Origin of the sequence: Exiguobacterium sp. s95, from assembly GCF_018618655.1 — a bacterium.
In the GTDB taxonomy this organism is placed as follows: domain Bacteria; phylum Bacillota; class Bacilli; order Exiguobacteriales; family Exiguobacteriaceae; genus Exiguobacterium_A; species Exiguobacterium_A oxidotolerans.
Map to the genome: position 1 here is coordinate 197,308 of NZ_JACSMM010000002.1, position 26,265 is coordinate 223,572.

28 protein-coding genes and 1 riboswitch are annotated in these 26,265 nt (G+C 47.0%); of the genes, 20 read left to right on the forward strand and 8 right to left on the reverse strand.

What is annotated here, in order from left to right; translation table 11 throughout:
• Positions 1–22: 22 nt before the first annotated feature.
• From lipA to KNP99_RS05685, 3 genes are all read left to right on the forward strand, one after another.
• Complete coding sequence (lipA, locus tag KNP99_RS05675) at positions 23–922, forward strand: lipoyl synthase (RefSeq protein ID WP_088837694.1); 900 nt, start codon at positions 23–25, stop codon at positions 920–922.
• Positions 923–1,027: 105 nt separating this feature from the next.
• Positions 1,028–1,393, forward strand: a complete 366-nt coding sequence (locus tag KNP99_RS05680) for a YutD family protein (RefSeq protein WP_088837693.1) — start codon at positions 1,028–1,030, stop codon at positions 1,391–1,393.
• An 88-nt stretch (positions 1,394–1,481) separates the two neighbouring features.
• Complete coding sequence (locus KNP99_RS05685; RefSeq protein ID WP_088837692.1) at positions 1,482–1,934, forward strand: general stress protein; 453 nt, start codon at positions 1,482–1,484, stop codon at positions 1,932–1,934.
• A gap of 47 nt (positions 1,935–1,981) precedes the next feature.
• Here KNP99_RS05685 and KNP99_RS05690 read toward each other — a convergent pair whose 3' ends face one another.
• Positions 1,982–2,260, reverse strand: a complete 279-nt coding sequence (locus tag KNP99_RS05690; protein WP_088837691.1) for a DUF3055 domain-containing protein — start codon at positions 2,258–2,260, stop codon at positions 1,982–1,984.
• A 38-nt stretch (positions 2,261–2,298) separates the two neighbouring features.
• Positions 2,299–3,279, reverse strand: a complete 981-nt coding sequence (glpX, locus tag KNP99_RS05695; RefSeq protein ID WP_088837690.1) for a class II fructose-bisphosphatase — start codon at positions 3,277–3,279, stop codon at positions 2,299–2,301.
• Between the two features lie 155 nt (positions 3,280–3,434).
• Between glpX and KNP99_RS05700 the strand changes: the two genes are divergently transcribed.
• Positions 3,435–3,878 carry a DUF86 domain-containing protein gene (locus tag KNP99_RS05700; protein WP_088837689.1) on the forward strand — a complete coding sequence of 148 codons (444 nt, stop codon included), beginning with the start codon at positions 3,435–3,437 and terminating at the stop codon, positions 3,876–3,878.
• A 6-nt stretch (positions 3,879–3,884) separates the two neighbouring features.
• Entirely contained in the window at positions 3,885–4,649 is a 765-nt protein-coding gene (locus tag KNP99_RS05705; RefSeq protein ID WP_088837688.1) for a TIGR01457 family HAD-type hydrolase, read from the forward strand.
• Positions 4,650–4,696: 47 nt separating this feature from the next.
• Here the strand turns inward: KNP99_RS05705 and KNP99_RS05710 are convergent, their stop codons facing one another.
• Entirely contained in the window at positions 4,697–4,924 is a 228-nt protein-coding gene (locus tag KNP99_RS05710) for a NifU family protein (RefSeq protein WP_012371190.1), read from the reverse strand.
• A 109-nt stretch (positions 4,925–5,033) separates the two neighbouring features.
• On the opposite strand from KNP99_RS05710, the gene KNP99_RS05715 reads away from it, so the two are divergent.
• Entirely contained in the window at positions 5,034–5,336 is a 303-nt protein-coding gene (locus KNP99_RS05715; protein WP_088837687.1) for a DUF1462 family protein, read from the forward strand.
• 350 nt (positions 5,337–5,686) lie between these two features.
• On the opposite strand, the gene KNP99_RS05720 is transcribed toward KNP99_RS05715, so the two are convergent.
• Positions 5,687–6,739 carry an NAD(P)/FAD-dependent oxidoreductase gene (locus tag KNP99_RS05720; protein ID WP_088837685.1) on the reverse strand — a complete coding sequence of 351 codons (1,053 nt, stop codon included), beginning with the start codon at positions 6,737–6,739 and terminating at the stop codon, positions 5,687–5,689.
• Positions 6,740–6,831: 92 nt separating this feature from the next.
• On the opposite strand from KNP99_RS05720, the gene KNP99_RS05725 reads away from it, so the two are divergent.
• Positions 6,832–7,065 carry a YuzB family protein gene (locus KNP99_RS05725; RefSeq protein ID WP_088837684.1) on the forward strand — a complete coding sequence of 78 codons (234 nt, stop codon included), beginning with the start codon at positions 6,832–6,834 and terminating at the stop codon, positions 7,063–7,065.
• Between the two features lie 60 nt (positions 7,066–7,125).
• Here KNP99_RS05725 and KNP99_RS05730 read toward each other — a convergent pair whose 3' ends face one another.
• On the reverse strand, positions 7,126–7,692 hold the full coding sequence (locus KNP99_RS05730; protein WP_088837683.1) for an ECF transporter S component: 567 nt from the start codon (positions 7,690–7,692) through the stop codon (positions 7,126–7,128).
• Positions 7,693–7,849: 157 nt separating this feature from the next.
• A riboswitch (FMN riboswitch) is annotated at positions 7,850–7,989 on the reverse strand.
• Between the two features lie 116 nt (positions 7,990–8,105).
• Here KNP99_RS05730 and KNP99_RS05735 point away from each other — a divergent pair.
• From KNP99_RS05735 to KNP99_RS05750, 4 genes are all read left to right on the forward strand, one after another.
• Positions 8,106–8,456, forward strand: a complete 351-nt coding sequence (locus KNP99_RS05735; RefSeq protein WP_029331252.1) for a HesB/IscA family protein — start codon at positions 8,106–8,108, stop codon at positions 8,454–8,456.
• Positions 8,457–8,580: 124 nt separating this feature from the next.
• The gene (locus tag KNP99_RS05740; RefSeq protein WP_214810594.1) at positions 8,581–9,447 is read left to right on the forward strand and encodes an NAD-dependent epimerase/dehydratase family protein; all 867 of its coding nucleotides are present in this window, start codon (positions 8,581–8,583) and stop codon (positions 9,445–9,447) included.
• Entirely contained in the window at positions 9,444–9,953 is a 510-nt protein-coding gene (locus KNP99_RS05745) for a GNAT family N-acetyltransferase (RefSeq protein WP_214766911.1), read from the forward strand. Before KNP99_RS05740 ends, KNP99_RS05745 begins: the two co-directional genes overlap by 4 nt.
• Before the next feature lie 62 nt (positions 9,954–10,015).
• Entirely contained in the window at positions 10,016–10,513 is a 498-nt protein-coding gene (locus KNP99_RS05750) for a GNAT family N-acetyltransferase (RefSeq protein ID WP_215193098.1), read from the forward strand.
• Positions 10,514–10,598: 85 nt separating this feature from the next.
• Here the strand turns inward: KNP99_RS05750 and KNP99_RS05755 are convergent, their stop codons facing one another.
• Positions 10,599–11,594 (reverse strand): NAD(P)/FAD-dependent oxidoreductase, encoded by a 996-nt coding sequence (locus KNP99_RS05755; protein WP_088837679.1) that lies wholly within the window; start codon positions 11,592–11,594, stop codon positions 10,599–10,601.
• A 243-nt stretch (positions 11,595–11,837) separates the two neighbouring features.
• On the opposite strand from KNP99_RS05755, the gene KNP99_RS05760 reads away from it, so the two are divergent.
• The 6 genes from KNP99_RS05760 to KNP99_RS05785 all read left to right on the forward strand — a co-directional run bounded on the left by KNP99_RS05760 (position 11,838) and on the right by KNP99_RS05785 (position 20,078).
• Positions 11,838–13,049, forward strand: coding sequence for an NAD(P)/FAD-dependent oxidoreductase (locus tag KNP99_RS05760; RefSeq protein WP_088837678.1), 1,212 nt, complete (start codon positions 11,838–11,840; stop codon positions 13,047–13,049).
• An 84-nt stretch (positions 13,050–13,133) separates the two neighbouring features.
• Entirely contained in the window at positions 13,134–13,451 is a 318-nt protein-coding gene (locus KNP99_RS05765; protein ID WP_029331243.1) for a YuiB family protein, read from the forward strand.
• Between the two features lie 100 nt (positions 13,452–13,551).
• The gene (gene glcT / locus KNP99_RS05770; protein ID WP_029331241.1) at positions 13,552–14,409 is read left to right on the forward strand and encodes a glucose PTS transporter transcription antiterminator GlcT; all 858 of its coding nucleotides are present in this window, start codon (positions 13,552–13,554) and stop codon (positions 14,407–14,409) included.
• Positions 14,410–14,632: 223 nt separating this feature from the next.
• Entirely contained in the window at positions 14,633–16,156 is a 1,524-nt protein-coding gene (ptsG, locus tag KNP99_RS05775; RefSeq protein ID WP_088837677.1) for a glucose-specific PTS transporter subunit IIBC, read from the forward strand.
• Between the two features lie 139 nt (positions 16,157–16,295).
• Entirely contained in the window at positions 16,296–18,389 is a 2,094-nt protein-coding gene (ptsG, locus tag KNP99_RS05780) for a glucose-specific PTS transporter subunit IIBC (protein ID WP_214766915.1), read from the forward strand.
• Positions 18,390–18,554: 165 nt separating this feature from the next.
• Entirely contained in the window at positions 18,555–20,078 is a 1,524-nt protein-coding gene (locus KNP99_RS05785) for an MDR family MFS transporter (RefSeq protein WP_214804325.1), read from the forward strand.
• A 690-nt stretch (positions 20,079–20,768) separates the two neighbouring features.
• Here KNP99_RS05785 and ptsP read toward each other — a convergent pair.
• Entirely contained in the window at positions 20,769–22,493 is a 1,725-nt protein-coding gene (gene ptsP, locus KNP99_RS05790) for a phosphoenolpyruvate--protein phosphotransferase (RefSeq protein ID WP_214766917.1), read from the reverse strand.
• A 355-nt stretch (positions 22,494–22,848) separates the two neighbouring features.
• On the opposite strand from ptsP, the gene KNP99_RS05795 reads away from it, so the two are divergent.
• The 3 genes from KNP99_RS05795 to KNP99_RS05805 are packed head-to-tail and all read left to right on the forward strand — an operon-like array spanning position 22,849 to position 25,101.
• Entirely contained in the window at positions 22,849–24,282 is a 1,434-nt protein-coding gene (locus tag KNP99_RS05795; RefSeq protein ID WP_215193099.1) for a leucyl aminopeptidase, read from the forward strand.
• Positions 24,279–24,449, forward strand: a complete 171-nt coding sequence (locus KNP99_RS05800; protein ID WP_157898492.1) for a hypothetical protein — start codon at positions 24,279–24,281, stop codon at positions 24,447–24,449. Before KNP99_RS05795 ends, KNP99_RS05800 begins: the two co-directional genes overlap by 4 nt.
• Positions 24,430–25,101: a DUF429 domain-containing protein gene (locus KNP99_RS05805; RefSeq protein ID WP_215193100.1), complete on the forward strand. Its 672-nt coding sequence runs from the start codon at positions 24,430–24,432 to the stop codon at positions 25,099–25,101. The genes KNP99_RS05800 and KNP99_RS05805 overlap by 20 nt, the downstream gene beginning before the upstream one ends.
• Here the strand turns inward: KNP99_RS05805 and ytvI are convergent.
• A complete protein-coding gene (gene ytvI, locus KNP99_RS05810; protein ID WP_159173454.1) occupies positions 25,081–26,205 on the reverse strand; it encodes a sporulation integral membrane protein YtvI in 1,125 nt (374 codons plus the stop codon). The genes KNP99_RS05805 and ytvI overlap by 21 nt on opposite strands.
• Positions 26,206–26,265 lie beyond the last annotated feature (60 nt).

The following is a 26,265-nucleotide window of genomic DNA, read 5'->3' on the forward strand; positions in this document are numbered from 1 at the left end:
GGATGAAGGGGGAAGTGTATTTATGGCTAGAGGAGAGATTCAACGGAAACCAGAATGGCTAAAAATCAAGTTGAATACGAACGAGACCTACACAGAGCTTAAGAGTATGATGCGAGAAAAAAAGCTACATACTGTCTGTGAGGAAGCGAAGTGTCCGAACATCCATGAATGTTGGGCCGTTCGCCGGACGGCGACGTTTATGATTCTTGGAAGTATCTGTACACGGGCATGCCGTTTTTGTGCTGTGACGACAGGACGTCCGAATGAACTCGATTTAGAAGAGCCGACACGTGTCGCAGAATCGGTTCGTCTGATGAACTTGAAACATGCAGTCATCACGGCAGTAGCACGTGACGACCTGAATGACTTCGGGGCAGGAGTTTACGCCGAAACGGTCCGTGAAGTACGACGGATGAACCCGGAGACATCGATTGAAGTCTTGCCATCTGATATGGGTGGAAACTTTGATGCGCTCCAAACCTTGATTGAAGCGAAACCGGACATCATGAACCATAACATCGAGACGGTTCGACGCTTGACACCGACGGTCCGCGCAAAAGCAACGTATGACCGGACACTCGAATTCCTTCGCCGTTCAAAAGAGCTTGCTCCCGAAATCCCGACGAAATCAAGTTTGATGTTAGGACTTGGTGAAACGTGGGAAGAGATTTTACAGACGATGGATGATCTTCGTGCGAACGACGTCGATATCATGACAATCGGTCAGTATCTTCAACCGACGAAAAAACACCTGGATGTCATCAAATACTATACACCACAAGAATTTGCTGAACTAAAACAAATTGCGCTTGGCAAAGGCTTCTCACACTGTGAAGCCGGTCCACTCGTCCGCTCTTCTTATCATGCGGATGAACAAGTCAACGCAGCGAAAAAAAATAAAGCTGCTTTACCAATCGATTGAGTAAATGAAACCGTCTCAGTAGCCGACTGGGACGGTTTTTCGTCTGCGCGGAGATTCGTTTTCAGAAATGAATATGCTATGATAATAGGAGCAGGGGGTGGAAAAATGATACAAGTCAATCGCGAACGATATGAAATCGTCGAAGAAAAGCGTGAAGGTTTCAATGAGGAAGCTTTCATCGGACGATTCAGTGATGTCCTCGAAAAATATGATTACATCGTCGGAGATTGGGGGCACGGTCAACTTCGACTACGTGGCTTCTATAATGACGATCACATCAAGGCGACGTTTGATACGAAGATTTCGCATGTTGCGGATTATTTATATGAATACTGTAATTTCGGCTGTGCTTATTTCATCGTCAAGCGGATGGAGCCGGTAGAAGGAGAAGAAGCACCACCTCGCTTCGACGGATCTTCGGCCAATACGTTGAAGCTTAAACGTAAATTTTCTCCGACTGAAGAAGCATAGTAATCAAAAAGACATATTTAAAAGCGTTTCTGATGGGCTGATTTCGGCTATTACTATAAGTATCACGTACCTATAGGGGGAACCATCCATGAGAATCGTCGGGATTTATAAAACTGTGCCAGAAATCGTTAGTGCTGTTCATGATTTGCGTGTCGCCGGAGTCATTTCAACGGACTTAAAAGTCGTTGCCCATGACCGCTATGATTTAGATCAAATCGAAGACATGGCAGATTTGCATAATCACCAAACGTCAACGAAGCTGTCGCAAGAAGAGCATATGAACCTATGGCATGAGATCAAAGGGATCTTCAAAAAGAAAGAAGCTGCTTCGACGACGCATACAGATGTGTTGCAAGCGAGTGGCTTAAGTAAAGAAGATGTCGACCGTGCAAACAAAGCAGTCGAAGACCATCAATTCGTCTTGCTCGTCGGGGACGAGGCAGATCAGCATTCAGAGCGTAAAGCTCATGATGATTCAGACAATACGAATGTGTTCAGTGGACCGAATACACTGAATGAACGCAATGATCGTCTCCTCTAAAATGCTTAAAAAGCAGCTCCATCCTTCACGGATGGAGCTGCTTTTTTTCATGTGAGACCAATGTATTCACTTAAATACCGTTCGAGTTCATCAGCTGCGTCTTCTTCGAGGTCGAAGGCATGAGCGATATAACCCGGTTCGTCAAAATCATCGGCACCGATGATTGCGAAGCGGTTCGAGAGTAAATTCAGCACTAAAATCTTTCCGAAAAAATGTTCCGAGTGCGTGATTGCTAAATCGAACCGGCTCGTTTCACCAATCCAGCAAATAAACCGTGTTTTCGTTTGTTCGACATCATCATATAAAAAATCGCGTTCTTCCATCATGACGTGTAAAGTCCCTCATTTCCTAGTCTCTTTTCAGATTAAAGGGTTTGGGGAACATTTTGCAAGTACGGTTTGCGCGACAGACTGTGTTCCGCGATGACTTTACGGATGGTCCGTGTTTTTGAGCGCATGACGAGCGACGTCGTCTCTACGATATCGTCCGTGATGAACTTGACCCCGTCGAGCATTTCACCGGTCGTGACACCTGTCGCCGCGAAGATACAATCGTCACTCTTGATTAAGTCGTCGAGCGTCAATAATTGTAACGGATCAGCAAGTCCCATCCGAATGACACGGGCCGTCTCTTCGTCGTCCATCGGGTGCAAGCGTGCCTGCATGTCGCCACCCATTGCTTTAACAGCAGCAGCGGTAATGACGCCTTCCGGTGCACCGCCCGTTCCGATGAAGATGTCGATGCCTGTTGCCGGTGAAAGGGGGGCGATTCCGGCAGAAACATCGCCGTCCTCGAATAACCGGACGCGGGCGCCCATCCGCATAGCGGCTTCACGGAAGTGGTCGTGACGGGGGCGGTCTTGCATGATGACCGTCACGTCTTCAATCCGTTTATTGTTCAGTTCAGCTGCCTTTTCAATGATGACTTCGAGTGGATCGTCGAGCGAGACATGTCCTTTTAAGTTCGGACCGACCGTTAATTTATCCATGTACATATCAGGAGCATGCAAGAGTGCGCCTTGGTCTGCGACAGCGATGACGACCATGGCGTTACCGAGTCCTTTTGCGACGATGTTCGTGCCTTCGAGCGGATCGACTGCGATGTCGACGATCGGACCATTTGTCGTGCCGAGTTGTTCGCCGATGAACAGCATCGGTGCTTCATCGAGTTCACCTTCTCCGATGACGACTGTTCCTGTCATATTGACCGTATTCAAGACTTCACGCATCGCTGTCGTTGCGGCATCATCTGCCTCGTTCTTTTTCCCACGACCAATCCATTTTGCAGATGCGAGGGCAGCAGCCTCTGTTGCGCGGACGATTTCTAATGCAAGTTCCCGTTCCATGTATAAATAACCTCCAAGTCACTTAATGTGACATACTATTTTGGGTAAAAATCTAAATTGAGGATAACACATTGAGGAATGTGATGCAAATGGCGTTTCTACTTTTCATGGACCGCCGATAGGTCTAAAATGGAAGATGTGAGGGGGAATGCTAGATGTATTTCGTGAATCGGGAAAAGATTGAACAAACGGTGATTTGTTTCGAGACAGCGCTTCGTCAAAGCAAAGAGTTAACGGGGGATGCGGTGACGACAGCTTTAGCGCTGGAACGGATCGGGTTTTTAGTCATCGAAAGTATCATTGATATCGGAAATAGTATGATTGATGGTTTCATCATGCGTGATCCGGGAAGTTATGAAGATATCGTATTGATTTTAGAAGACGAGCGGGTGATTGACGCAGAACTCGCGACGAGCTTAAAACGAATCGTCGCACTGCGGACACCGATCGTCCGTGAGTTTACGAAGTCGAGTACAGCAGAAGTCCGGACGGTCTTGAGCGAAGAAGAAATAGAGCTTCGTCGATTTCCGTCCGCGGTCCGTCAATACTTAGAGACAGAACTCGGACCCGTCTCGGCATTTTTACCAAACGAGGAGTGAGTCAGGATGAAAGCGAAAGGTTATTTATTCGATTTAGACGGCACGATGTATAACGGAACAGAACCTGTTCAAGAAGCCGTTGATTTTGTCAATCGCTTGCAAGCAGAAGGCGTGCCGTACCTGTTCGTGACGAACAATGCATCGATGACAGCAGAAGCCGTCGCTGAAAAACTACGCGGCATGGGCGTTCATTCCGATGCAGGACATGTCTTAACGAGTGCGATGGCGACAGGTCGCTACATCGCAGAACTCGACCCAGGTGCAAATGTCTATGCGATCGGTGAACACGGGTTGCTCGATGCCTTAGAACAACAAGGACTTCAAGTCGTTGCCGATGAGCATGCGGATTACGTCGTCATCGGACTCGATCGTCAAATCACGTATGAGAAGTTAGCGATCGGTGCACTGGCGATTCGGGCAGGAGCACGATTCATCTCGACGAACGGCGATATCGCAATTCCGACAGAACGCGGCTTCTTACCAGGAAACGGTGCCTTGACGTCGGTTTTACGCGTGACGACAGAAAAAGAGCCGTTCTACATCGGGAAACCGGAACCGGTCATGGTCAACATCGCTGCTGAAATGATTGGTCTTGCGAAGGAAGATGTCATCATGGTTGGTGACAACTACCATACGGATATCTTATTCGGAATCAATGGTGGGATTCGGACGATGCATGTCAACTCGGGTGTTCATACGCCTGTCTTTATTCAAGGGCAGGATGTTCAGCCGACGTACATGGTCGATTCGCTTGCCGAGTGGATTTTATAACCATAAAAACCCCCCGACGACGGATGTCATCGGGGGGTTTTTTCGAATTAGAAGACTTGTTCTACTTCAACGACGCCAGCTACTTCTTCAAGCAGGGCACGTTCGATACCAGCCTTCAATGTGATTGTCGAACTTGGGCAACTGCCGCAAGCTCCCATCAAACGAAGTTTAACGATACCATCTTCAACATCTACGAGCTCAACGTCTCCTCCATCACGAAGAAGGAACGGACGCAATTTTTCGAGGACTTCATTCACTTGATCAAACATTTCCATGCGTAAACACATCCTTTCTTATAAATTCATTGTAACAGGGTTGAAAAATGTTCTCAATCTGGAAAACTTGTATACTGAGAAAGAGTAAACGGAAGAAGGGGGATATCTGATGGAAATCAAGGTATATGGGGCAGCTGTGACGTGTCCGAGCTGTGTCGGGGCACCGAGTTCGGAAGAGACGTTCAGCTGGTTACAGGCTGTACTTGGACGGAAATATGAAACGGAGTTAACATTTGTTTACGTCGATTTTGAACAGGCGACGACACGTGACAGTTGGGTGGATGCTTTAAAAGACGACGAATATTTTTACCCACTCGTCTTACTCGATGGCGAAATGATTGACGAAGGGTATGTTCAACTGAAAAAAGTCACGCGTGCGATTGATCTGAAATTGAATCAGGCTGCGCAGTAAACTTCATTGACGTTTAAAAATCCCCAAAGTACCTAAGCGGACTTTGGGGGTTTCAGCGTGTAGACAAAGTAGTATGGGGTGATCAAAGCTTGTTTCTTCTTCGTTGCTTTCCTCGGGCGAGGCGCAAGCCCCTTGATCCTGGCGGACAACGAGCAGGGTCTTGCCTGCCTCTTGGCAGCGCGAAAAAACGCGCTTTTTCCCGCAGGAGTCAACGAAATGAAAAGCTTTTTAGGCCGGTGTAAGAAAAGGTGAGGAGAAAGCAGAGGCATGTAAGCCTCTTTACTCTACATAAGTGGTGTATACAGCCTAAAATCCCCAAAGCGCCTAAATGGACTTTGGGGATTTTGCGTTTATTTAATCTTTTTATGTTTCCATAAGACACCTGATTTTAGAAGGCGTGGCACTTTTCCCGTCAGGGCCTGTTTACCCATGACGATTCCGAATCCATCTGATTTTCCGAGTGACCCGAGCATGCCGCGTAATTTGATTTCCGGTAATTTCGGAAGTTTTTTTCCGGCCCATTTCGCTTCAAGGACATCAACGACTTGATCCGCTTGATGCTCTGCGAGTTGTCCGCTTGGTGCGTACGGGAGGCTCGCGCAATCACCGATGACGAACAAGTTATCGTATTCCGGAACGTGATGATGCTCCGCTAGTTTAATCCGTCCGCCGCTATCTGCTTCAAATCCAAGGTCACGGACAACTTTGACGGGTTGCGTTCCGGCTGTCCAAATCGTTAAGTTCGTCGGATAGACGTCCTCACCGTTGCGGACATCATCTGCTGTGACGAGGGTGACGTTCGAATTGTTGATGACATCGACGTCATGCTCCTCGAACCATTCCTGAACGTAAGAGGATACTTTATCAGATAAGAACGATAGGACAGATGGACCACGATCGAATAAACGAATCTTCAAGTCCTTGCGACTTTCGTGGAGTTCACTTGCCAGTTCAACACCCGAGAGACCGGCACCGACAATCGAGACCGTCGCGCCGGGCGACAGTCCACAAATCGCTTGATGCGTTTTGCGTGACTCTTCGAGTGTCTGAATGCTATAAGTAAACTCTTGAGCACCCGGTATGTTATGGTATTTATCTTCGCAACCTAATGCGATGATGAGATCGTCATAAAAAAGTTCTGTCCCGTCTTGCAAGAACACAGAATTCGTCTCTGGCGAGATGTTAACGACATGTCCATATTTATATGTGAGATGTTTCCCCTCCGGAAATTCAATCCGGACATCACGATCGGATAATGTACCTGCTGCAAGAGCGTAATACTCGGTCTTTAGTGCGTGATACGGCAATCGATCGACAAGCGTCACGGCGACCTCTTCATCCTTGAAGCGTTCACAAATTCGCATTCCGCCATATCCGCCACCTAAAACGACTAGTTGCTTCATAACTTAAAATCCCCCTTAGTTCCCCTAAATCAGTCTGACCTTGTATAATACGACAAGAGGAAGGTAAATTCCTGCTTAAAGGAGGAAAAAAAGTGAATCCCATTATTGAATTTTGTATCAGTAACTTAGCGGCAGGGACACAAGTCGTCATGTCACAACTCGAACGCGACCCGAATGTCGATGTCGTCGAGTATGGTTGTCTTGGCTACTGCGGCATCTGCTCGCTTGACCATTTTTGTCTTGTTGACGGCCAGACCGTCATCGGAGAGACACCGGAAGAACTGTTAGAAAACATCTACGCTAAAATCGAAGAAAATGAACTCTAAAAAAATCCCCCACCTCAAATGAAGTGGGGGATTTTGTCGGTCGGCGGGCGCGCCTAGGACTTATGCAGCTTGTTGACGACGGTTGATCCAAGGTTTTAATTTTAAGAACAGCGGAATGAAGAGTGCTGAGATGAAGAGGGCCTTGATGATGTTGAACGGCAAGATACCAGCGATGATCGTTGTCCATTTGACAGCCGGATCAAGCATGTAGTCCATCCCGAAGAACCAAGCATATGCCGGGAGGATCAACACATAGTTGAGAATCGCAAGTCCAAGTGCCATGGTAATTGTTCCTGCGACTAAGCCGGTTGCAAGACCTTGCGTTGATTTCTTTTTATGGTAGAACCAGCTGACAGGAAGAATGAAAGCAACACCCGCTGCAAAGTTTGCAAGTTCGCCGACCGGAACACCGCTTCCGCGGAAAATATAATAGAGAACGTTCTTCAATGCTTCGACGATTACACCCGCTACCGGTGAGAACATGATAGCAGCAATTAACGCCGGGACATCACTGAAGTCGATTTTTAAATAGTTCGGTAAAAAGGGTAGTGGGAAGTTGAGTAACATAAGAACAAATGAAATTGAACCTAACATTGAGAGTGTGACCATTTTTTGAGTGCGTTTCATACGAGTAAAATCTCCTTTTTTTCGTTCCTCTCGATGAAGTATTGGCATGACTGCGTCCAAAATAAACCCCCGTTGAATAAGATTCAACAGGGGAGAAGTCCGCAATAAAATAAGCCTATCCGAAATGTGCAAAATCGGAATAAGTCTATATACATGCCGCCATCTTCTCCCATCCAGACTATACTGTCGGCTCCTGAGTCACACAGAATCAGCAAATAGCGCCCTATTCGCTCGCGGGCTTCAGACAAAAGTCTGTTTACCGCCGGTCGGGAATTTCACCCTGCCCTGAAGATGGAACGATTTAATTTTTTTGATACAATTCATTTATACAACGAATTCAAGATAGTTTCAAGCAACTAGGTTTCGAATCTACGTAAAGTTGCGTATACTATAGAAAAAGGGAAGGTGATTACATGATCCAATTAACAGAAGCAGCTGCTCTTCAAGTCAAAGAGATGATGCAACAAGCGCCGGACGATGAAAGAAATCTCCGCATGCTCGTTCAAGGTGGCGGATGCAGTGGTCTCTCCTACGGAATGGGTTTCGATAGCCAAAAGGAGACGGACCTGACATTTGAGCAACATGGTGTCAATGTCATCGTCAATGAAAAAGACTATCCGGTCGTCAAAGGATTAGAAATTGACTATAAACAATCGATGCTCGGTGGCGGATTCACAATCACGAATCCGAATGCAATCGCGACATGCGGCTGCGGGACATCATTCAGAACAGCGACGAACGCCGGGACACCCGGTGGTTGCTAACTCACAACGTGGACCTCAGAGTCCGCGTTTTTTTGTTTTTTCGTGCGATACAGGATTTTAAGAATCGGGTAGAGAAGACAGTAAGGCAACGGAATGAGTACGTCATCATTAAGGAGGACTATCGATGCGAAAAGTGTTGATTTTTGGTGGGACACGTTATTTTGGAAGACGCCTGGCATTACGACTCGCTGACGCCGGCGATGATGTGACGCTCGTCACACGGGGGGAACATACGCCACCTGTCGCGAAGGGCTTGACATTCTTTAAAGGGGACCGGACGTCAAGCAGTACGATGAAAGATTTAGGGAGTCAAAACTGGGATATCATCTACGACAATATTTGTTTTAATCCATATCAAGCAAAACTTGCCGTCGATGCATTCGAAGGAAAGGTCGGACGCTACATCTTAACGTCGACGATGTCCGTCTATGACGGGGGAGGAGCAAATCTTTCAGAGCGGGATTTCAATCCGTTTCCCGGGAAATATGACTTGGAACAGGAACATGATTACGGGGAAGGAAAGCGCCAAGCAGAAAGTTATTTCTTTCAACGGGCGACATTTCCTGTTATCGCCGTTCGTTTCCCGGTCGTCTTAGGACCGGATGATTACACGGAACGTCTCGTCTTCCATGTGAAACGTGCGCTCGCAGGGACTCCTGTGGTTGCTAAAAACCTCTATGCGAAGATGGGATATATCTCAAGCTATGAAGCGGCCTCGTTCCTTGAATGGTGTGGTCGTTCGACGATGACAGGACCAATCAATGCAGCGAGTGACGGGGTGTTATCGATTCAAGATTTGATGGATAAGATTGACCGTGTCGCAGGAACGGAATCAACGTTCGCGACGACGGGCGACGATGAATCACCACTGGCGCCGGAACGTGATTTCTACATGGATACGTCAGCAGCGAAAAAAGCCGGCTATTTATTCCAACACGTCGACGAGTGGCTCGATCGACTCATTGAAGAGGAGGTACGAAATCACAAATGATTACGTTAGTAAAACCGTCCGTCCATCTCGAAGCGGAGTATTTAGACTTTTTGGCAGAATGGGAACAATCGGGTGAAACGATTGTCCCGAGTGTCGTCAGCAAAACGTTTTTACCTCTCGCTGATTTTTTAGAGGAGCAGGAACAAGAGGCATTGACGGCTCCAGAGAACTGGGTGACGCACTCGACGTATTGGTTTTACGACGGGAAACAAATCGTCGGTGCTGTGAACTTCCGTCATGACTTAAACGATGGTTTAAAACAAATCGGGGGACATATCGGATACGGGATTCGGCCGAGCGCCCGGAAGCGCGGTTACGCGACAGAAGGTCTGCGTCAAGCACTCGAAGTCGCAAAAGAACGCGGGTTAACATCGGTCTTGATTACGTGCAGTGCAGACAACATCGCATCAGGACGTGTCATCGAAGCGAACGGCGGAGAAGAACTGGAGTCATTTATGAAAGAAGACGGGACACGTGTACGACGATTCAACGTTCCGCTGTCTTAACATCATTCTAATCATCCTACTTTGATTAGGATGATTTTTAATTTGAGGAAGGGGGTTTCGAGATGCAGATACGGCGAGCGACGTTAGACGACGCTGAAGCAATCGCCACCGTCCATGTTTCAGCGTGGCAAGAGACCTATCGCGGCATCATTCCTGACGACTACCTCGATCAGTTGTCGACAGAAAAGCGTGCCGCTGCATGGCGGGAATTGTTAGTTGATGGACTTGTTTTTGTTGCTGTCGACGCAAAAGGTTTGATTGGTTTTGCCCACGGGAAGCAAAATCAAACAGAATCGACGGAAGGCGAACTGTCAGCGATCTATTTGTTGCGTTCGTATCAAGGGCGCGGAATCGGTCGCGCCTTAGTCAACCGTGTCGTCCGTCAGTTGGAGGAACATGGTGTTACGTCACTCATCATTGCCGTGCTCGCGGATAATCCGGCCTGCCACTTTTATGAACGACTCGGAGGTATCCGTGTTTCCGAATGTGTGATTGAACGCGGTGGGAAAGAGCTAGAGGAATATGTATACCAAGTTGCTTTACCGATTGTTGCTTCATAAAGAAGAACACAGATTTTTTTAGGAACTGCAAAAAAAGAAGCGTTCCTTCGATTTACACCGAGGAAACGCTTCTTCTTCATGTCACTTAATGATTTTTTACTTTTTCGAACAGGCTTGTCGAGTGTTGTGGATGACGGGCGGACGGATCGACGAGTAGTTTCGCTTGATTGACAGCAATCGGTGCTTCACCGAAGCCGGTCGCAATCAATTTGACACGACCGTCGTACGTCGCGATGTCACCACAGGCAAAGATGCCGGGGATCGCCGTCTCCATTTTCGAATTGACGCGAATCGAATTCCGTTCAAACTCGACTTCCCATTCTTTTAACGGGCCGAGCGACGAAACGAAACCGAAGTTACAGACGACGTCATCTGCCCCGACGACGATGACTTCTTCCGTTTCCGCATGTTTGAACGTCAGAGTTTCGATACTCTCTTCACCGGTAACGGATTCGAGCGTATACGGTGTCATGACATTGACGGATGAGTTGTGGAGCAGTTCGACTGAATGTTCATGTGCACGGAACTTATCGCGACGGTGAACGAGCGTGACGGATTTCGCGATCGGCTCAAGCATCAATGACCAGTCGACAGCGGAATCGCCACCACCGAGTAAGACGACTTGACGATCTTTGAAGCGATCCATTTCATTGACGAAATAGTGCAAGTTACTCGTTTCGAAACGTTCAGCATCGGCAACACCAAGTGGACGGGCGGCGAACGAGCCGTTACCTGCCGTCAAGATGACGGTCTTCGTGAAGTGTTCTCCCTTGTTCGTCACGAGGCGGATGATTCCGTCTTCGAGGCGCTCGTAGGCGACGACCGTTTCGCCGAGGACATACGTCGGGTCAAATTCATTTGCTTGTTCAAGCAAACGATCGACTAAATCCTGAGCTTTGACTTTCGGGAAGCCGGCAATATCATATATATATTTCTCGGGATAAAGCGTCGCCAGTTGCCCACCGAGTTGGGGGAGACTTTCGATGACTTTCGTCTTCATCTGACGCATCCCTGAATAAAACGCGGTGAACAATCCGACTGGACCGCCCCCGATAATCGTGACATCATATGGTTGGTACATCTGATTCCCTCCTATAGTTGGATACTCCTATTATATAGGTAGGAGGGGCGGGTGTTGCAAGTACGGGAAATCTTACATTTTTTTCAGCATTTCTAGAATTTTCTTTTGCAATCCGTCAGAAAAAGTGTTTCAATAGGCTTATAGACATGTGAACATTATTTGAACAAAGTTTTTGAGCATTTATTTGTAATTGAATGTGAAGAAAATCACAACAAAACTACCATTCGTAAGGAGTATCAGAACATGAACACACCTAACATTGTTATTCTTGGAGCCGGCTACGGTGGATTGATCACAGCAGTCAACCTTCAAAAGAAACTTGGCGTCGATCAAGCCAACATCACATTGATCAACAAACACGACTATCATTACCAAACTACTTGGTTACATGAACCTGCGGCAGGTACGATGTCAGCAGAACAAGCGCGCATCTATATCAATGATGTCATCAATCCTTCACGCGTCAAACTCGTTAAAGGGATTGTTGAAAAAGTCGATACGGCAAGCAACACAGTGAAACTTCAAGACGGTGGAGCTGTTCCTTACGATTACGTCGTCGTTGCACTCGGTGGCGTTCCAGAGACTTTCGGAATCAAAGGATTGAAAGAGAACGCTCTAACGATCAGCTCATTGAACAGTGTCCGGAAAATCAAAGAACACATCGACTATTCATTTGCAGAATACAAAACGACTGGTTCAACGGATCGTTCACTTCTGACGATCGTTGTCGGTGGAGCTGGATTTACAGGAATCGAGTTCATGGGTGAGCTCGTCAACCGGATTCCAGAGCTTTGTAAACAATACGATATCCCACGCGAACTCGTGCGTGTCGTCAACATCGAGGCAGCTCCGACTGTCCTTCCTGGGTTTGATGCGGATCTCGTCAACTACGCACACAAATGGCTTGAGCGCCAAGGGATCGAGTTCAAACTCGGTAACGGCATCAAGGAATGTGGTCCTGGAACGGTTACGTTTGGTCCACTCCAAGGTGATACAACAGAAACGATTGAAGCGAACACAATCATTTGGACAGGTGGCGTCAGTGGGAACCCGGTCGTTGCGGCATCAGGTTTCGAAGCAATGCGTAACCGTGTTGTCGTTGAGGAAGATCTTCGTGTCCCTGGACATGACAATGTCTTCATGATTGGTGACTGTTCAGCAGTCATGGACCCAAGTTCAAACCGTCCATACCCGCCAACAGCACAAATCGCGACACAACAAGCGCATAAAGTCGCTGAAAACATTTCAGCACTCATCGGTGGACGTGAAACATCGACGTTCACATATGAAAATAAAGGAACAGTCGCATCACTTGGTCATAAAGATGGGATCGGTATGGTCTTCGGTAAGAAGATTTATGGTCGTAACGCATCATTCATGAAAAAAGTCATCGACAACAAACATTTCCTTGAACTGAAGAAAATTGGTCTTGCGATCAAAAAAGGTAAATTCTAAGTTCACCTTTTAGGCAAATGTACACTCGTGCATTTGCCTTTTTTGTCGGTTATACTAGACGAAGAGATTTAAAGGGGGAACATTATGCATATTATCCAAGCCGTGATCGGGAGTGTACTTTATCTCGTCATGTTCTTTAGTATTGGTTTTATCTTAAACATGTTGTTACGTAGCACATGGATTATGCTCGTCTTATATCCGGTCATCATCATCATGATGATTGATAATCAGTCGACGCTTGAATATTTTACGAATGCGAAAAAAGCAATTCCAGCGTTAGGTGATCGAATCATGGGTTTGCAGACAGCGGACGTTACGATGTTTGCGGCAGGACTTGCCGGTATCATCATTGCCGGAATGTCGATTCGTTTCCTACGTAAAAGCGGTTACCAAATGTTTTAAAGCCTACTTGAGTAAGTAGGCTTTTTTAGTGCGTGGAAACACGTTATAATAAAAACAGTGTCTTTAAAAAATGTGTAAGAGCAGATAGGGTTGAGAGCGAATGGATAAACAAATGTACCACGTTATCAAAGTCTTGAATAATAATGTCGTCATTTGTTCGACTGGTGCAAATCAGGAAGTCATTATCCTCGCAAAAGGGATTGGCTTCGGACGGAAGCCAGGCGATCAACTGACGGATCTTGAAAAATTAGAAAAAGTCTATACCTTGAAGGATAAAGAAGAGCAAGACCAATATAAAGCACTCGTCGGGCATTTAGATGAAAATTTCGTCGCCTTGATGAATGATATCGTCTCGATGATTGAAACGCGGTTCGGTAAGCGCGTTGATGAACATATCCATATCGGACTGACGGATCATTTGACGTTTACGTTCAAGCGGCTCGAACAAGGGATGGAGGTCACGAATCCCTTTTTAGCGGAAACGGAAGCTTTGTATCCGGAAGAATATGCGCTTGCTGAGGAAATCGTTGAATTCATCAGTGCCGAGATGAATTTTTATCTTCCGCCGGCAGAAACAGGATTCATCGCACTCCATATTCATTCGGCGACGAACTTTAAAGATGTGCTCGAAGTCAATCGTCATCATCAACTCGTCGGATTAATTGCGAGTCATATCGAGCAACGGCTAGAAATTAAAATCGATCGAAAATCGTTGGATTATAAGCGTTTAATTCGCCATCTCCGCTCGGCGATTGAAAGGGTTTCCAATGGGGAGTACCTAGAGGCGCCAGAAAAAGTAGAAAAGCTATTGCGTGAAGAATATCCCCTGTGCTATGATACTGCTTGGGAGCTGATGTCCATCATGGAACGTCAGTTGAAGAAAGCGGTACCGCGCGGTGAGGCGACGTATCTTACGATGCATCTGCAACGCTTAGTGCAGTACGATTTAGGTAAATGACCGCACGGACTACGTGTTACTGATACGATCAGGCATGAGTGGGAAGTCGGACAAAATGGTTTATTTCCGTTAGATTCATTTCGCGGAATAAGTGTATTTTGTTCTACAATCCGCTCGTGCCTGATTTTTTTCTGTAAAAATCGGTCGGATGTCTGACTTTTTTCAACCTGTCATTGGTATTATTCATTATTCCTAGATTTTAGATTAAGAGGAGGAAACACACATGTTCAAACAGATTTTCGCTGTTCTTCAACGTGTCGGTAAAGCGTTAATGCTTCCTGTTGCGATTTTGCCAGCTGCCGGGATCTTACTTGGATTCGGTAACGCGATGCAAAATCCGAACTTGACGTCAAAACTCGAGTTCTTAAAAAATGATGCGATCATCAAGGTTGCAAAATTGATGGAAGCAGCCGGGGATATCATCTTCGGTAACTTAGCACTCTTATTCGCGGTCGGTGTCGCGATTGGTTTAGCAGGGGACGGCGCAGCCGGACTTGCAGCAATCGTCGGATTCTTGATCATGAACAAAACGATGAGTGTTTGGCTCGGCGTTACACCAGAAATGGTCGCAAACGGTCAAGGGTACGCAAACGTACTTGGTATTCCGACACTTCAAACAGGTGTCTTCGGTGGTATCATCATCGGTTTACTCGCAGCCTGGGCTTACGGTAAGTATCACAATCTTGAATTGCCGCAGTTCCTCGGATTCTTCGCAGGTAAACGTTTCGTTCCAATCGTTACAGCAGTCGTTTCATTGTTCGCAGGTCTTGTACTTGTCTTCGTATGGCCATTCGCTCAAGACGGGTTGAACTCATTCTCTCACTTCATGATGGAGAAAAACCCGACGCTTGCAGCTTTCGTCTTCGGTCTCATTGAGCGTTCATTGATTCCGTTTGGTCTTCACCATATCTTCTACGCACCGTTCTGGTTCGAATTCGGTTCGTACACGAACGCAGCAGGAGATGTTGTCCGCGGTGACCAAGCAATCTTCTTCGCACAGTTAAAAGACAACGTTGAATTAACAGCTGGTACGTTCATGACTGGTAAATTCCCGTTCATGATGTTCGGTCTTCCAGCAGCAGCACTTGCAATGTACCATGAAGCACGCCCAGAGCGTCGCGCAGTCGTTGGTGGTCTTCTTGGGTCAGCAGCACTTACAGCTTTCTTAACAGGTATCACAGAGCCAATCGAATTCGCATTCTTATTCGTTGCTCCAATCTTGTTCGCAGTACACGCAGTTTTCGCTGGTCTTTCATTCATGACAATGCAACTCTTGAACGTTAAAATCGGGATGACATTCTCTGGTGGATTGATTGACTTCCTTCTCTTCGGTGTCCTTCCAGGACGTACGCAGTGGTGGCTCGTCATCGTCGTCGGTCTTGTTCTTGCAGTCGTTTACTACGTTGGATTCCGTTTCGCAATCCGCAAGTTCAACCTGAAAACACCAGGTCGTGAAGATGAAGTACAAGAAACTTCATTGGCTCAAGGTTCTGAGCTCGCAGCGGGTATCCTTGACGCACTCGGTTCTGAATCAAACATCAAACACCTTGACGCATGTATCACACGTCTTCGTGTTGAAGTTCTCGACAAGTCGAAAGTCGACAAAAACGAATTGAAAAAACTTGGAGCCGCTGGTGTCCTTGAAGTGGGTAACAACGTTCAAGCGATCTACGGACCAAAATCAGATAACATCAAATCTGAGATCCAAGCCGTCATCAATTCACGTAAACAAGAAAAATCAGTTTAAGTCTTTAAGTAAAGTGAGTCTTCCGAAATCGGGAGGCTCATTTTTTTGTGTTTCAAAGAATTGTTGTGATTAGTTTTGCGGGAGAAAGATTCAGGGTATGAACTAAATAGTCTGGTCAAAAAAAGGAGGGAAATCACTGATGTGGAAAAATGTATTCGGAGTGTTGCAACGGATTGGTAAAGCATTGATGTTACCAGTTGCCATCTTGCCGGCAGCAGGGCTTCTACTGGCGTTTGGTACGGCGTTTCAAAACCCGAACCTGACGCAGTATCTGCCTTTTCTCGAAAATGATTCGCTCGTCGTCATCTGGCGTGTCATGCAAGACGCAGGGGATATCATCTTTGCGAACTTAGGATTACTGTTTGCCGTCGGGGTTGCGATTGGTCTTGCGAATGGGGAAGGGGTCGCAGGGCTTGCTGCAATCGTCGGATTCTTGATCATGAACAAGGTTATCAGTTCATTCCTACAAATCACACCGGAAAAAGTTTCAGAAGCGCAACAATCAAGTGACTTATCGTACGCAACTGTATTAGGGATACCGACCTTACAAATGGGGGTATTCGGAGGGATCATAGCGGGGTTAATTGCCGCATATAGCTATAATAAATTCTTTAAAATCAAACTACCGGACTTTCTTGGATTCTTCGCCGGTAAACGGTTCGTACCGATTGCAACAGCGCTATTCAGTTTAGTCGCTGGTTTTGCACTGTCCTTCATCTGGCCACCAATCGGGAGTGGGATTAACACGTTCTCGAAAACAATCATCGAGTCAAATGAAACGTTATCAGCCTTCATCTTTGGCTTAGTCGAACGGTCACTCATTCCATTCGGTCTTCACCATATTTGGTATTCAAGTTTTTGGTTCCAATTTGGTGAGTATACGGATAAAGCAGGCACGGTTATCAACGGGGACCAGCGAATTTTCTTCGCTCAGTTAAAAGATGGTGTTCCGTTCACGGCCGGGACGTATATGACCGGGAAATATCCGTTCATGATGTTCGGACTTCCGGCAGCTTGTCTCGCGATGTATCATACGGTTGCGAAAGATCGTCGTAAAGCAGTTGAAGGACTCTACTTCTCTGCTGCTTTAACATCGTTCCTGACAGGGATCACGGAACCAGTCGAGTTTTCATTCGTGTTCGTGGCACCGTTATTGTTTGCAGTCCACGCTGTTTTTGCAGGATTGTCATTTATGATCATGGACATCTTGAACGTTAAAATCGGGATGACCTTCTCAGGTGGATTGATTGACTACACCTTATTCGGAATCTTACCGAACAGGACCGCCTGGTGGCTCGTTATACCGGTTGGTTTAGTCTTCGCCGTCATTTATTACTTCGGATTCCGTTTTGTGATCACGAAGTTTGATTTAAAAATTCCAGGACGTGAAGCAATTAAGGAAGGGGCGGCAACAGCTGGTGCGACGGCTGGTGAGCTCCCATATGAGATTCTGCAAGCGTTTGGTGGACCATCGAATATCAAACACCTCGATGCGTGTATCACACGTCTGCGGATTACCGTTAATGATAAATCGGGTGTCAACAAGGATCGTCTGAAAGAACTTGGCGCAGCCGGTGTATTAGAAGTTGGCGATAATGTCCAAGCCATCTTCGGTCCGAAATCAGATGGCATCAAGACGGAAATGGCAGAAATCATGAACGATCCAAATTATCAACCACCTGAAAAACCAGAAGCTGACCCGATTCCGCAAGTTCCGACTGGAGCTGAGTCACGTGGGGAAGAACGGGAAGACTTAGCAGGATCAGGTGGAGAGTATGTACCAAGTGACGGATACGTCTCGCCGCTGAGCGGAACGATTCGTTCGCTTGATGATGTACCGGATCAAGTCTTCTCTGGCCGGATGATGGGGGACGGGTATGCAATCGAACCAACTGAAGGTTATGTTGTTTCTCCAGTGTCCGGTGAAATCACGACCTTCTTCCCAACGAAACACGCGATTGGAATCCTGGCCGATAATGGTGATGAGATTTTAATTCACATCGGAATCGATACGGTTTCACTCGAAGGAAAAGGTTTTGAAGCACTCGCGAAAGCGGGAGATCGTGTTGAGCCAGGAACACCACTGTTGAACGTCGATCTCGAACAAATTCGACCGCTTGTGCCGTCACTCTTAACGCCGATCATTGTCACGAACAGTGGTGACCGGAAAGTAACGGTTGATATTGGCCGGACGGTTGAAGCAGGAGAGAAAGTCACGTATGAGATTAAATGACGTCATTTAAAAAATAATGGGACCTCGAAATCGTATTCGACGAAATTGTCGGATACGATTTTTTTTGTAGTCCAAAAACATTCAGTAATGAGAATTTGCACATATGATGATACAATGAGTAAGCTATTATGAAGATTAGCTATATTTTAAGAAAGAGGTGAGTCGATGGCTTCGACTACAACAGAAACAAAGACAAAGACGAATTATGTCGTTCTTGGATTATTGATCGGGATTTTAGTAGCGGCGATGGACAATACAATCGTTGCAACAGCAATGCCGACGATTGTCAGTGAACTGAATGGTTTTGATCAATATGCCTGGGTCACGTCCGCTTACATGATCGCGACGGTCGCAGGGATGCCAATTTTCGGTAAGTTAAGTGACATGTATGGGCGGAAACGATTTTTCTTATTCGGTATGTTGCTCTTCATCGTAGGGAGTATCCTGTGTGGTGTCGCAGATTCGATTACAGAGTTATCGATTTATCGTGCCGTTCAAGGACTAGGTGGCGGTGCCTTGATGCCGATTGCTTTTACAATCATTTTTGATATTTTCCCACCAGAAAAACGAGGGAAAGTCAGTGGTTTGTTCGGAGCAGTCTTCGGAATTTCAAGTATTTTCGGACCATTGCTTGGAGCCGTTTTGACGGACGCAATTAACTGGCGCTGGGTGTTTTATATCAACATTCCACTTGGTTTAATTGCGTTGGCGCTCGTTTCTCTATTCTATAAAGAATCACCGATTCACCGGACTCAAAAAATTGATTATGCGGGTGCCGCGACATTGGTCGCTGGATTAGTCACGTTCCTGCTCGGGCTTGAACTCGGTGGGAAAGAGTATGCGTGGAGTTCACCACAAATTCTTGGTTTGTTTGGTTTATCACTCGTGTTATTTATCCTCTTTGGTCTGATTGAACGCCGGGCAGCTGATCCGGTCATTACGTTCAGTCTATTCAGTCGTCGCCTGTTCGCAGCGACGCAAGGGGTCGCATTCTTTTATGGATTCGTCTTCATCTCCGCAAGTGTCTTCATTCCGATTTTCGTCCAAGGTGTCTTTGGCGGCAGTGCGACGAACTCAGGTCTGATCTTGATGCCGATGTTGATTGCTTCAGTAGTTTCGGCGCAACTCGGAGGACGTCTCCCGAATAAATACGGGTTCCGAAATGTCATGATGCTCTCGGCCGTGTTCTTTGTTCTTGGTGTTTATTTATTAAGTACGATGTCACTTGAGACGACACGGACTGCCGTTACGATTTATATGATCATCTTAGGTTTTGGTGTCGGCTTCAGTTTCTCTTTATTGAATCTTGCAAGCATCAATGGCATCGAGATGAAACGTCGTGGTGCGGCGACATCGATGGGCTCGACGTTCCGGACAATCGGGATGACACTTGGTGTAACGATTCTCGGAATCGTTCAATCACGGACGTTTACGTCATCTGTTAGTGAGCAATTACCTGGCGGCAGCGCACCGGACGGTGGACAGTTCCCGACAGCAGCAGCATTTGCGAAGATGCCACCGGAAGTGGCGACAGCGATTAAAACAGCACTTGCAGATTCGATTTCCTCTGTTTATATGTGGGCGTTGATTCCAGCGATACTGGGTGTCATCTTCGTGTTCTTCATGGGTAATGAACGACCAATCTTAAAAGAAGAACAAGGCGATCGACCACAAACGAAACAAGCATAATTCAAGTCATTTTTGATAGGAAAGAGACTGACGTAAAAGGAATCACTCTTTCACACGCGTGTTTTTCTCCAACAGGAAACAGGATACGCTCTCCTGTGGGATTCGAATAAAACGAGTGCATACTTTTTCCTTTTCGATGTGCGGCTTAGATACACATCAGTCAGGACCGAGAAGAATAGATATCGAAAACGCCAATGACTCCGTATGTGAAAGACGGAATCATCGGCGTTTTTTTGCGTACAGGGCGGAACGTTCATCCTCGACTCCTATGGGAAAAGGAAGCGCGATCAGCGCTTCCGTCAGGAATAGGGAAGACCCGGCATGACCGCATGAAACGCGGGTTGCTGCGGCTTACATTCCGCCCGTGGAAAGCGAGGATGTCGGAACCGTCCGTCACTAAGACTGATGTTAGAGTAACTTTGGAGTCAGCCCTTTTTTTGTATTCAAGAAATCGAGGCTTCTACAGGAAGCGCACAGATGAATATTAGCTTTTGAACTAGGGTGTAGGAAGAGCGACATTGGGCAACATGTGTTATGTAGACGAGTCGAGATGGGGAAGCGCGGTCAGGGCAGGCCATACCTATAAAAACTTTTTAATCTTCATAAGGGTTAGTCTACAGTCTGTATAAATAACGGTTCCTTTTGACGCGACAAAAAAACACGCCCCGAGATGGGACGTGTCCGAAAAAATTATTTTTTAATATCGAATGTCGTGCTGAGGAAGTTGACGACGTCTTCGGCTGTATCCATGTCGAGGACTTGCTCAACGATTGCTTCACACTCTGTTTTGTTCAGGCGCGTCATCAAGCTGCGTGCGCGAAGGACAGAAGAAGCAGACATTGAGAATTCGTCGAGTCCGAGTCCGAGGAGGATTGGGAGTGCGAGTTCTTCTCCCGCCATCTCACCACACATGCCGACCCATTTACCGGCTTTGTGTGCTTCTGTGATGACGTTGTTCAAGAGGTTCAAGATGGCAGGGTTGAACGGTTGGTAGAGATACGAAACTTTTTCGTTCATCCGGTCTGCCGCCATTGTGTATTGAATCAAGTCGTTTGTTCCGACAGAGAAGAAGTCGACTTCTTTCGCGAATTGTTTCGCCATGACTGCTGTCGCCGGAATTTCGACCATCATTCCGACTTCGATGTCGTCAGAAACCGTTACACCTTCACCTTGAAGGTTCGCTTTTTCTTCAAGAAGTAACGCTTTTGCTGCACGGAATTCTTCGAGTGTTGCAATCATCGGGAACATGACAGCAAGTTTGCCGTATGCACTTGCACGAAGCAACGCACGAAGTTGTGTCCGGAACAAGTCAGTTTGGTCCAGGCAAAGACGAATTGCACGGTAACCAAGGAACGGGTTCATTTCGTGTGGAAGGTCAAGGTATGAAAGTTCTTTATCCCCACCGATATCAAGTGTCCGGATGACAACTTTTTTATCGCCCATCGACTCGAGAACTGTTTTGTATGCTGTGAATTGCTCATCTTCCGTCGGGAACGTTTCCGCATCCATGTAGAGGAATTCAGTCCGGTAGAGACCGACTGCTTCCGCACCGTTCTCAAGCACACCTTTGACATCGTTTGGTGTTCCGATGTTCGCTGCAAGCTCGACGTGATGACCGTCTGCTGTAACTGTTTTTTCGTTTTTGAGTTTTTTCCATTCTTCTTTTTGAGCGATATATGCTGAGCGTTTTTCTTCGTACTCTGCGATTTGTTCGCTTGAAGGGTTGACGATGACATCGCCTTCCGCTCCGTCAAGAATCAAGAAATCACCGTGTTTGACTTCAGTCAGGACGACTTTTGTCCCGACGACTGCTGGAATTTCAAGAGAACGTGACATGATCGCCGAGTGCGAAGTCCGTCCACCGATGTTCGTCGCAAAACCTTTTGCGTACTTCCGGTTGAGTTGGGCAGTGTCTGATGGTGTTAAGTCTTCTGCAATGATGATGACTTCTTCGTTGATTTGTGCAGGTGTGACGAATGTAATACCGAGAAGATGTGCCATTGTCCGTTTTGTTACGTCACGGACGTCAGCTGCACGTTCGCGCATGTACTCGTTGTCCATCGATTCAAAGATTGTCACCATCATTTGTGAGACTTCGTCGAGTGCTTGCGCTGCGTTCGTTTTGTCCTCGTCGATTTTTGCGTTGACTTGGCTGACGATTTCAGGATCTTCGAGGATCAACAAGTGAGCTGAGAAGATTTCTGCTTTGTCTGCACCGAGTTCTTTTAATGTGTTCTCACGGATGATTTCGAGTTCACCTTTTGATTGAGCGATCGCTGCCTGGAACCGTTCCTTTTCAGCTGCTGAATCCTCGATTTTATTGTTTGGAATGTCAAAGACAGGTGTTTCCATCACGAATGCCTTTGCAATCGCGATCCCTGCAGAAGCGCCAATTCCCTTGATATGTTGTGCCATGTGCATTACCCTCTTTTCAGTAAGTTTTTTTCGCCGCAACGACGTCGTTTCTCTGCTATCTATAGATACCCATAAACGCATCTCTCTTAACGGGTCGACTGCGAACTCTCCCTTTGAATGAAAACGTAGACATTTCTGTCGTTACCAAAATGAACGTTTCTATGAAGTGCCTGTACTTTTCACCTGTTAATCCTATCACATTGTGAAACGGGCAACAATTGTTTGGAGCCGTGCATTTCGACAAATTACCGAACGTCAAAAATGAGAGCGTTTTCAAGCTGCGTGATGGCTATCAGTTGGAAAATGGCGCAAAACACTTCATACTTATTAGTAACACTAAAGGGGGATTTTTAAGATGCGATTAAAACAAGTAGATCAGCAAGCAGACATCGAAGTACTCGTCGTCGGTATCTCAGGAAATGCACAAATGGAAGAACGGATTCAGGCACTTTATCCGGAGCGGTTTGATGAGTGGGTCCGCGGTGGAGATATTTCGACGAAACAAGGCGAACTCCGGTTATTGCCGACGTTGACGGGGACGATTGCCCGTGTGTTATTTGTCGGTCTTGGTAAAGCGGACCGTCTATCTCAAGATGAGTTACGTCGACTGTTAGGAAAAGCCGCCCAATTTTTAAAAGTCCGGAAGCTATCGAACGTCACGGTTGATGCTGCGACATTCCCGGGGAAACCTGCCGAGTTGATCGCTGAGACGTTTGCACTTGCTACATATGACGTCAAACACTACAAAACAGGTCCAAGCGTTTCGTACGAACTCGATTTGACGATTTGGTCCGATGAAGGGGAACAAGAAGCAGTACGCGGGCATGCCCTCGCTGAAGCAACGAACTTAGCCCGTCGTCTCGTCACGATGCCTGGGAACATCCTGACGGCGCCGGCACTCGCTGACGAAGCTCGTTTCATTGCAGAACGTCATGGACATGCGTTAAAAGTCATTGAAAAAGAAGAAATGGAAGCACTCGGCATGGGGGCGATGCTTGCCGTCAATCAAGGCTCGACAATCCCGCCGAAAATGATCGTCCTCGAATATAAAGGGGCGGGTGATGCAGCACCAATCGCCGTCGTCGGAAAAGGTGTCACGTTCGATACAGGTGGTTACTCGATTAAACCAAAAGACGGTATCGTCGGCATGAAGGGGGACATGGGTGGTGCAGCAGCCGTCCTCGGCTTATTCGAAGCCCTCGGTCAACTCAAGCCGAACGTCAACATCCTTGGAGTGATTCCGGCAACGGACAATATGATTTCAGGTGATGCCTTCAAGCCGGATGATGTCATTACATCGATGGCTGGAAAAACGATTGAAGTCTTGAATACGGATGCGGAAGGGCGTCTCGTCTTAGCGGACGCTGTCACCTATGCAAAAGAATACAATCCGAAAATGATTATTGATCTCGCGACATTGACGGGTGGAGTGCTCGTTGCGCTCGGGACAGAAATCACGGGTGCCTTAACGAACGACCAAGCTTTGTACAGCCGTTTTGAAACCATCACAAAAGAGACGAACGAGATGATTTGGCAGATGCCGTACGTCGATCAATTCATTAAACAAGTGCGCCGTTCGGAAGTCGCTGATTTAAATAACTCACCGGGACGGATGGGACACATGATCTTTGGCGGAGCGTTCGTTGGTGAATTCGTCGGGAAAACGCCATGGCTCCATCTTGATATCGCCGGAACATCAGAGCAAAAATCAGCATCGGAGCTTGGTCCAAAAGGAGCGACAGGTGTCATGGTTCGAAGTCTTTACCGGTTCGCTGAACAAGAAGGATGAGATGGCTGAACGTCCTCTTACTCATCATGACGGTGCTCAGCATCGTCTGGTATGTAGAGTCGGGTTCACGCGTTTCGCTAGCGTGGGCTACGTTTTTAGGAGTCTTTACGGTCTTGTCATTACTGAAGGTGCTACGGGAGAAAACGAATGCGCGTCACCGGGATTGACGCGGCAAAAGCCGGCTGGGTCGCGGTCTCGATTGAAGAGGGGCAGTTTTCCTATCAAATCGTCGAACACCTCGATCAACTCGAAAATAGCGACGTACTCTACATCGACATGCCGATCGGACTTGAGACAGGAGCGCGACGTCTTGTCGATCAGCTGTTACGAGACGAGTTGAAGCCGGGGCGGACGAGCAGTGTGTTTAATGCACCTTTAATTACAGCGCTTGACGCGCAGGACTATGCAACGGCAAACGAGCAGTCAAAACAAATGGCAGGGCTAGGCCTATCAAAACAAGCCTGGTACTTGTTGCCGAAGATTCGGGAAGCCCGAAGCTACTACCGAACCGGCATGTATGAGGCGCATCCGGAAGTCTGTTTTGCCCGCCTGACGGGACGACCGGCCCGCCATAACAAAAAGACGGTCCAGGGGATAAAGGAGCGGACAGAATTGTTACGACAGTTCGCATGTCCTGCTTTTTGGGAACAATCCGTCAAAGGGGTTGCGACTGACGACTGGATTGATGCCTGTCTGCTTGCCGTCGCGGCGACTTGTCCGGTGGAATATCTCCCGAACCATCGACCGGTTGATGCGACGGGTCATCCCTTATATGCGGCAGCACCTAAAAAATCACCCTCACCGGAATGGTGTGGGTGATCCTTTAATAAAGTCCCATAAATAATGAAAGATTTGTGCATTATATAACGCTTTGATGATGACGGCGACGAGCGGTCCGAGAATCAGACCGAAGACCCCGAAAAATTTAATCCCGACGAACAAGGCAATCAGTGCCGTAATCGGCTGGATGCCGATATTGTCACCGACGATTTTCGGTTCCATGATATTACGCTGCAAAATGACGACTGCATACAGAATACCAAGTCCGATCGCAAGTCCCGTATCTCCTGTGATGATCGAGTAAGCAATCCACGGTAAAAAGACAGACCCTGTACCTAGATACGGCAAGATGTCAAAGAAAGCGGCAATAAAAGCAATCGCAAACGGATGATCGACACCGAGAACCAAAAGACCGATTAAGACGATGAAAAATGTAATCGTAATCAATGTCAATTGGGCTTTGATGTAGCCGAACAGGGCGGACCGAAGACTCGAAACGACCGTTTCTGCACGTGCGAACCAGGGGAACATCTCATACTGTTTCATCCTGATTTCATATTTGTGCCAGTCTTTCGCGAGGAAAAACCAGGCGAGCAGAACGATGACGAGAATCAAGGCGATTGAAGGTAAGGTCGCTAACACACTTTGCAACATCGTGGCGATACTTTTAGATCCCTCGCCGATGAAGCTTGCAAGTGAGCTTCCGAGTGATTCGATACTGTTTTGAACCGTATTCTGTTGTGACGGACCGAGTGACCGGAGCGCTTCCGAAGCGTCGTTCCACATCGGGGCCAATTTGTCATTGTAGAGCTTTTGGAAGTAGAGACTGAGTTCCTGGATTTGGTCCGGGAGTTGATTGGCGACGAAGACGAGTCCTCGAATCAGTTGCATGACAATCAAGACGAGTGACCCAATCAAAAGACCGCTCATTAAGATGATGGACAATAACGCACCCCAACCACGGTTGAGTCGAAGACGTTTTTGGAAAAAGTCGACAAGCGGACGACTGAGTAGGGCTAATAAAAATGCGAAGACGAACGGATACATCAACGAAGACAGGCGGATGATGATAAAACCTGTGAGAAACAAGGCGAGTATGACACCGATGAAACGAGCCAATTGCCAAAGACGTTCAGTCGACACGAGCAACACCTCTTATATATATGTAATACCATCATCATAGCATGTTAAGGAACGAGAACG

Coding starts and splice junctions, on each gene's coding strand:
- lipA (WP_088837694.1), top strand. CDS start 23: ATGGCTAGAGGAGAGATTCAACGGAAACCAGAATGGCTAAAAATCAAG.
- KNP99_RS05680 (WP_088837693.1), top strand. CDS start 1,028: ATGATACAAGTCAATCGCGAACGATATGAAATCGTCGAAGAAAAGCGT.
- KNP99_RS05685 (WP_088837692.1), top strand. CDS start 1,482: ATGAGAATCGTCGGGATTTATAAAACTGTGCCAGAAATCGTTAGTGCT.
- KNP99_RS05690 (WP_088837691.1), bottom strand. CDS start 2,260: ATGATGGAAGAACGCGATTTTTTATATGATGATGTCGAACAAACGAAA.
- glpX (WP_088837690.1), bottom strand. CDS start 3,279: ATGGAACGGGAACTTGCATTAGAAATCGTCCGCGCAACAGAGGCTGCT.
- KNP99_RS05700 (WP_088837689.1), top strand. CDS start 3,435: ATGTATTTCGTGAATCGGGAAAAGATTGAACAAACGGTGATTTGTTTC.
- KNP99_RS05705 (WP_088837688.1), top strand. CDS start 3,885: ATGAAAGCGAAAGGTTATTTATTCGATTTAGACGGCACGATGTATAAC.
- KNP99_RS05710 (WP_012371190.1), bottom strand. CDS start 4,924: ATGGAAATGTTTGATCAAGTGAATGAAGTCCTCGAAAAATTGCGTCCG.
- KNP99_RS05715 (WP_088837687.1), top strand. CDS start 5,034: ATGGAAATCAAGGTATATGGGGCAGCTGTGACGTGTCCGAGCTGTGTC.
- KNP99_RS05720 (WP_088837685.1), bottom strand. CDS start 6,739: ATGAAGCAACTAGTCGTTTTAGGTGGCGGATATGGCGGAATGCGAATT.
- KNP99_RS05730 (WP_088837683.1), bottom strand. CDS start 7,692: ATGAAACGCACTCAAAAAATGGTCACACTCTCAATGTTAGGTTCAATT.
- KNP99_RS05735 (WP_029331252.1), top strand. CDS start 8,106: ATGATCCAATTAACAGAAGCAGCTGCTCTTCAAGTCAAAGAGATGATG.
- KNP99_RS05740 (WP_214810594.1), top strand. CDS start 8,581: ATGCGAAAAGTGTTGATTTTTGGTGGGACACGTTATTTTGGAAGACGC.
- KNP99_RS05745 (WP_214766911.1), top strand. CDS start 9,444: ATGATTACGTTAGTAAAACCGTCCGTCCATCTCGAAGCGGAGTATTTA.
- KNP99_RS05750 (WP_215193098.1), top strand. CDS start 10,016: ATGCAGATACGGCGAGCGACGTTAGACGACGCTGAAGCAATCGCCACC.
- KNP99_RS05755 (WP_088837679.1), bottom strand. CDS start 11,594: ATGTACCAACCATATGATGTCACGATTATCGGGGGCGGTCCAGTCGGA.
- KNP99_RS05760 (WP_088837678.1), top strand. CDS start 11,838: ATGAACACACCTAACATTGTTATTCTTGGAGCCGGCTACGGTGGATTG.
- KNP99_RS05765 (WP_029331243.1), top strand. CDS start 13,134: ATGCATATTATCCAAGCCGTGATCGGGAGTGTACTTTATCTCGTCATG.
- glcT (WP_029331241.1), top strand. CDS start 13,552: ATGGATAAACAAATGTACCACGTTATCAAAGTCTTGAATAATAATGTC.
- ptsG (WP_088837677.1), top strand. CDS start 14,633: ATGTTCAAACAGATTTTCGCTGTTCTTCAACGTGTCGGTAAAGCGTTA.
- ptsG (WP_214766915.1), top strand. CDS start 16,296: ATGTGGAAAAATGTATTCGGAGTGTTGCAACGGATTGGTAAAGCATTG.
- KNP99_RS05785 (WP_214804325.1), top strand. CDS start 18,555: ATGGCTTCGACTACAACAGAAACAAAGACAAAGACGAATTATGTCGTT.
- ptsP (WP_214766917.1), bottom strand. CDS start 22,493: ATGGCACAACATATCAAGGGAATTGGCGCTTCTGCAGGGATCGCGATT.
- KNP99_RS05795 (WP_215193099.1), top strand. CDS start 22,849: ATGCGATTAAAACAAGTAGATCAGCAAGCAGACATCGAAGTACTCGTC.
- KNP99_RS05800 (WP_157898492.1), top strand. CDS start 24,279: ATGAGATGGCTGAACGTCCTCTTACTCATCATGACGGTGCTCAGCATC.
- KNP99_RS05805 (WP_215193100.1), top strand. CDS start 24,430: ATGCGCGTCACCGGGATTGACGCGGCAAAAGCCGGCTGGGTCGCGGTC.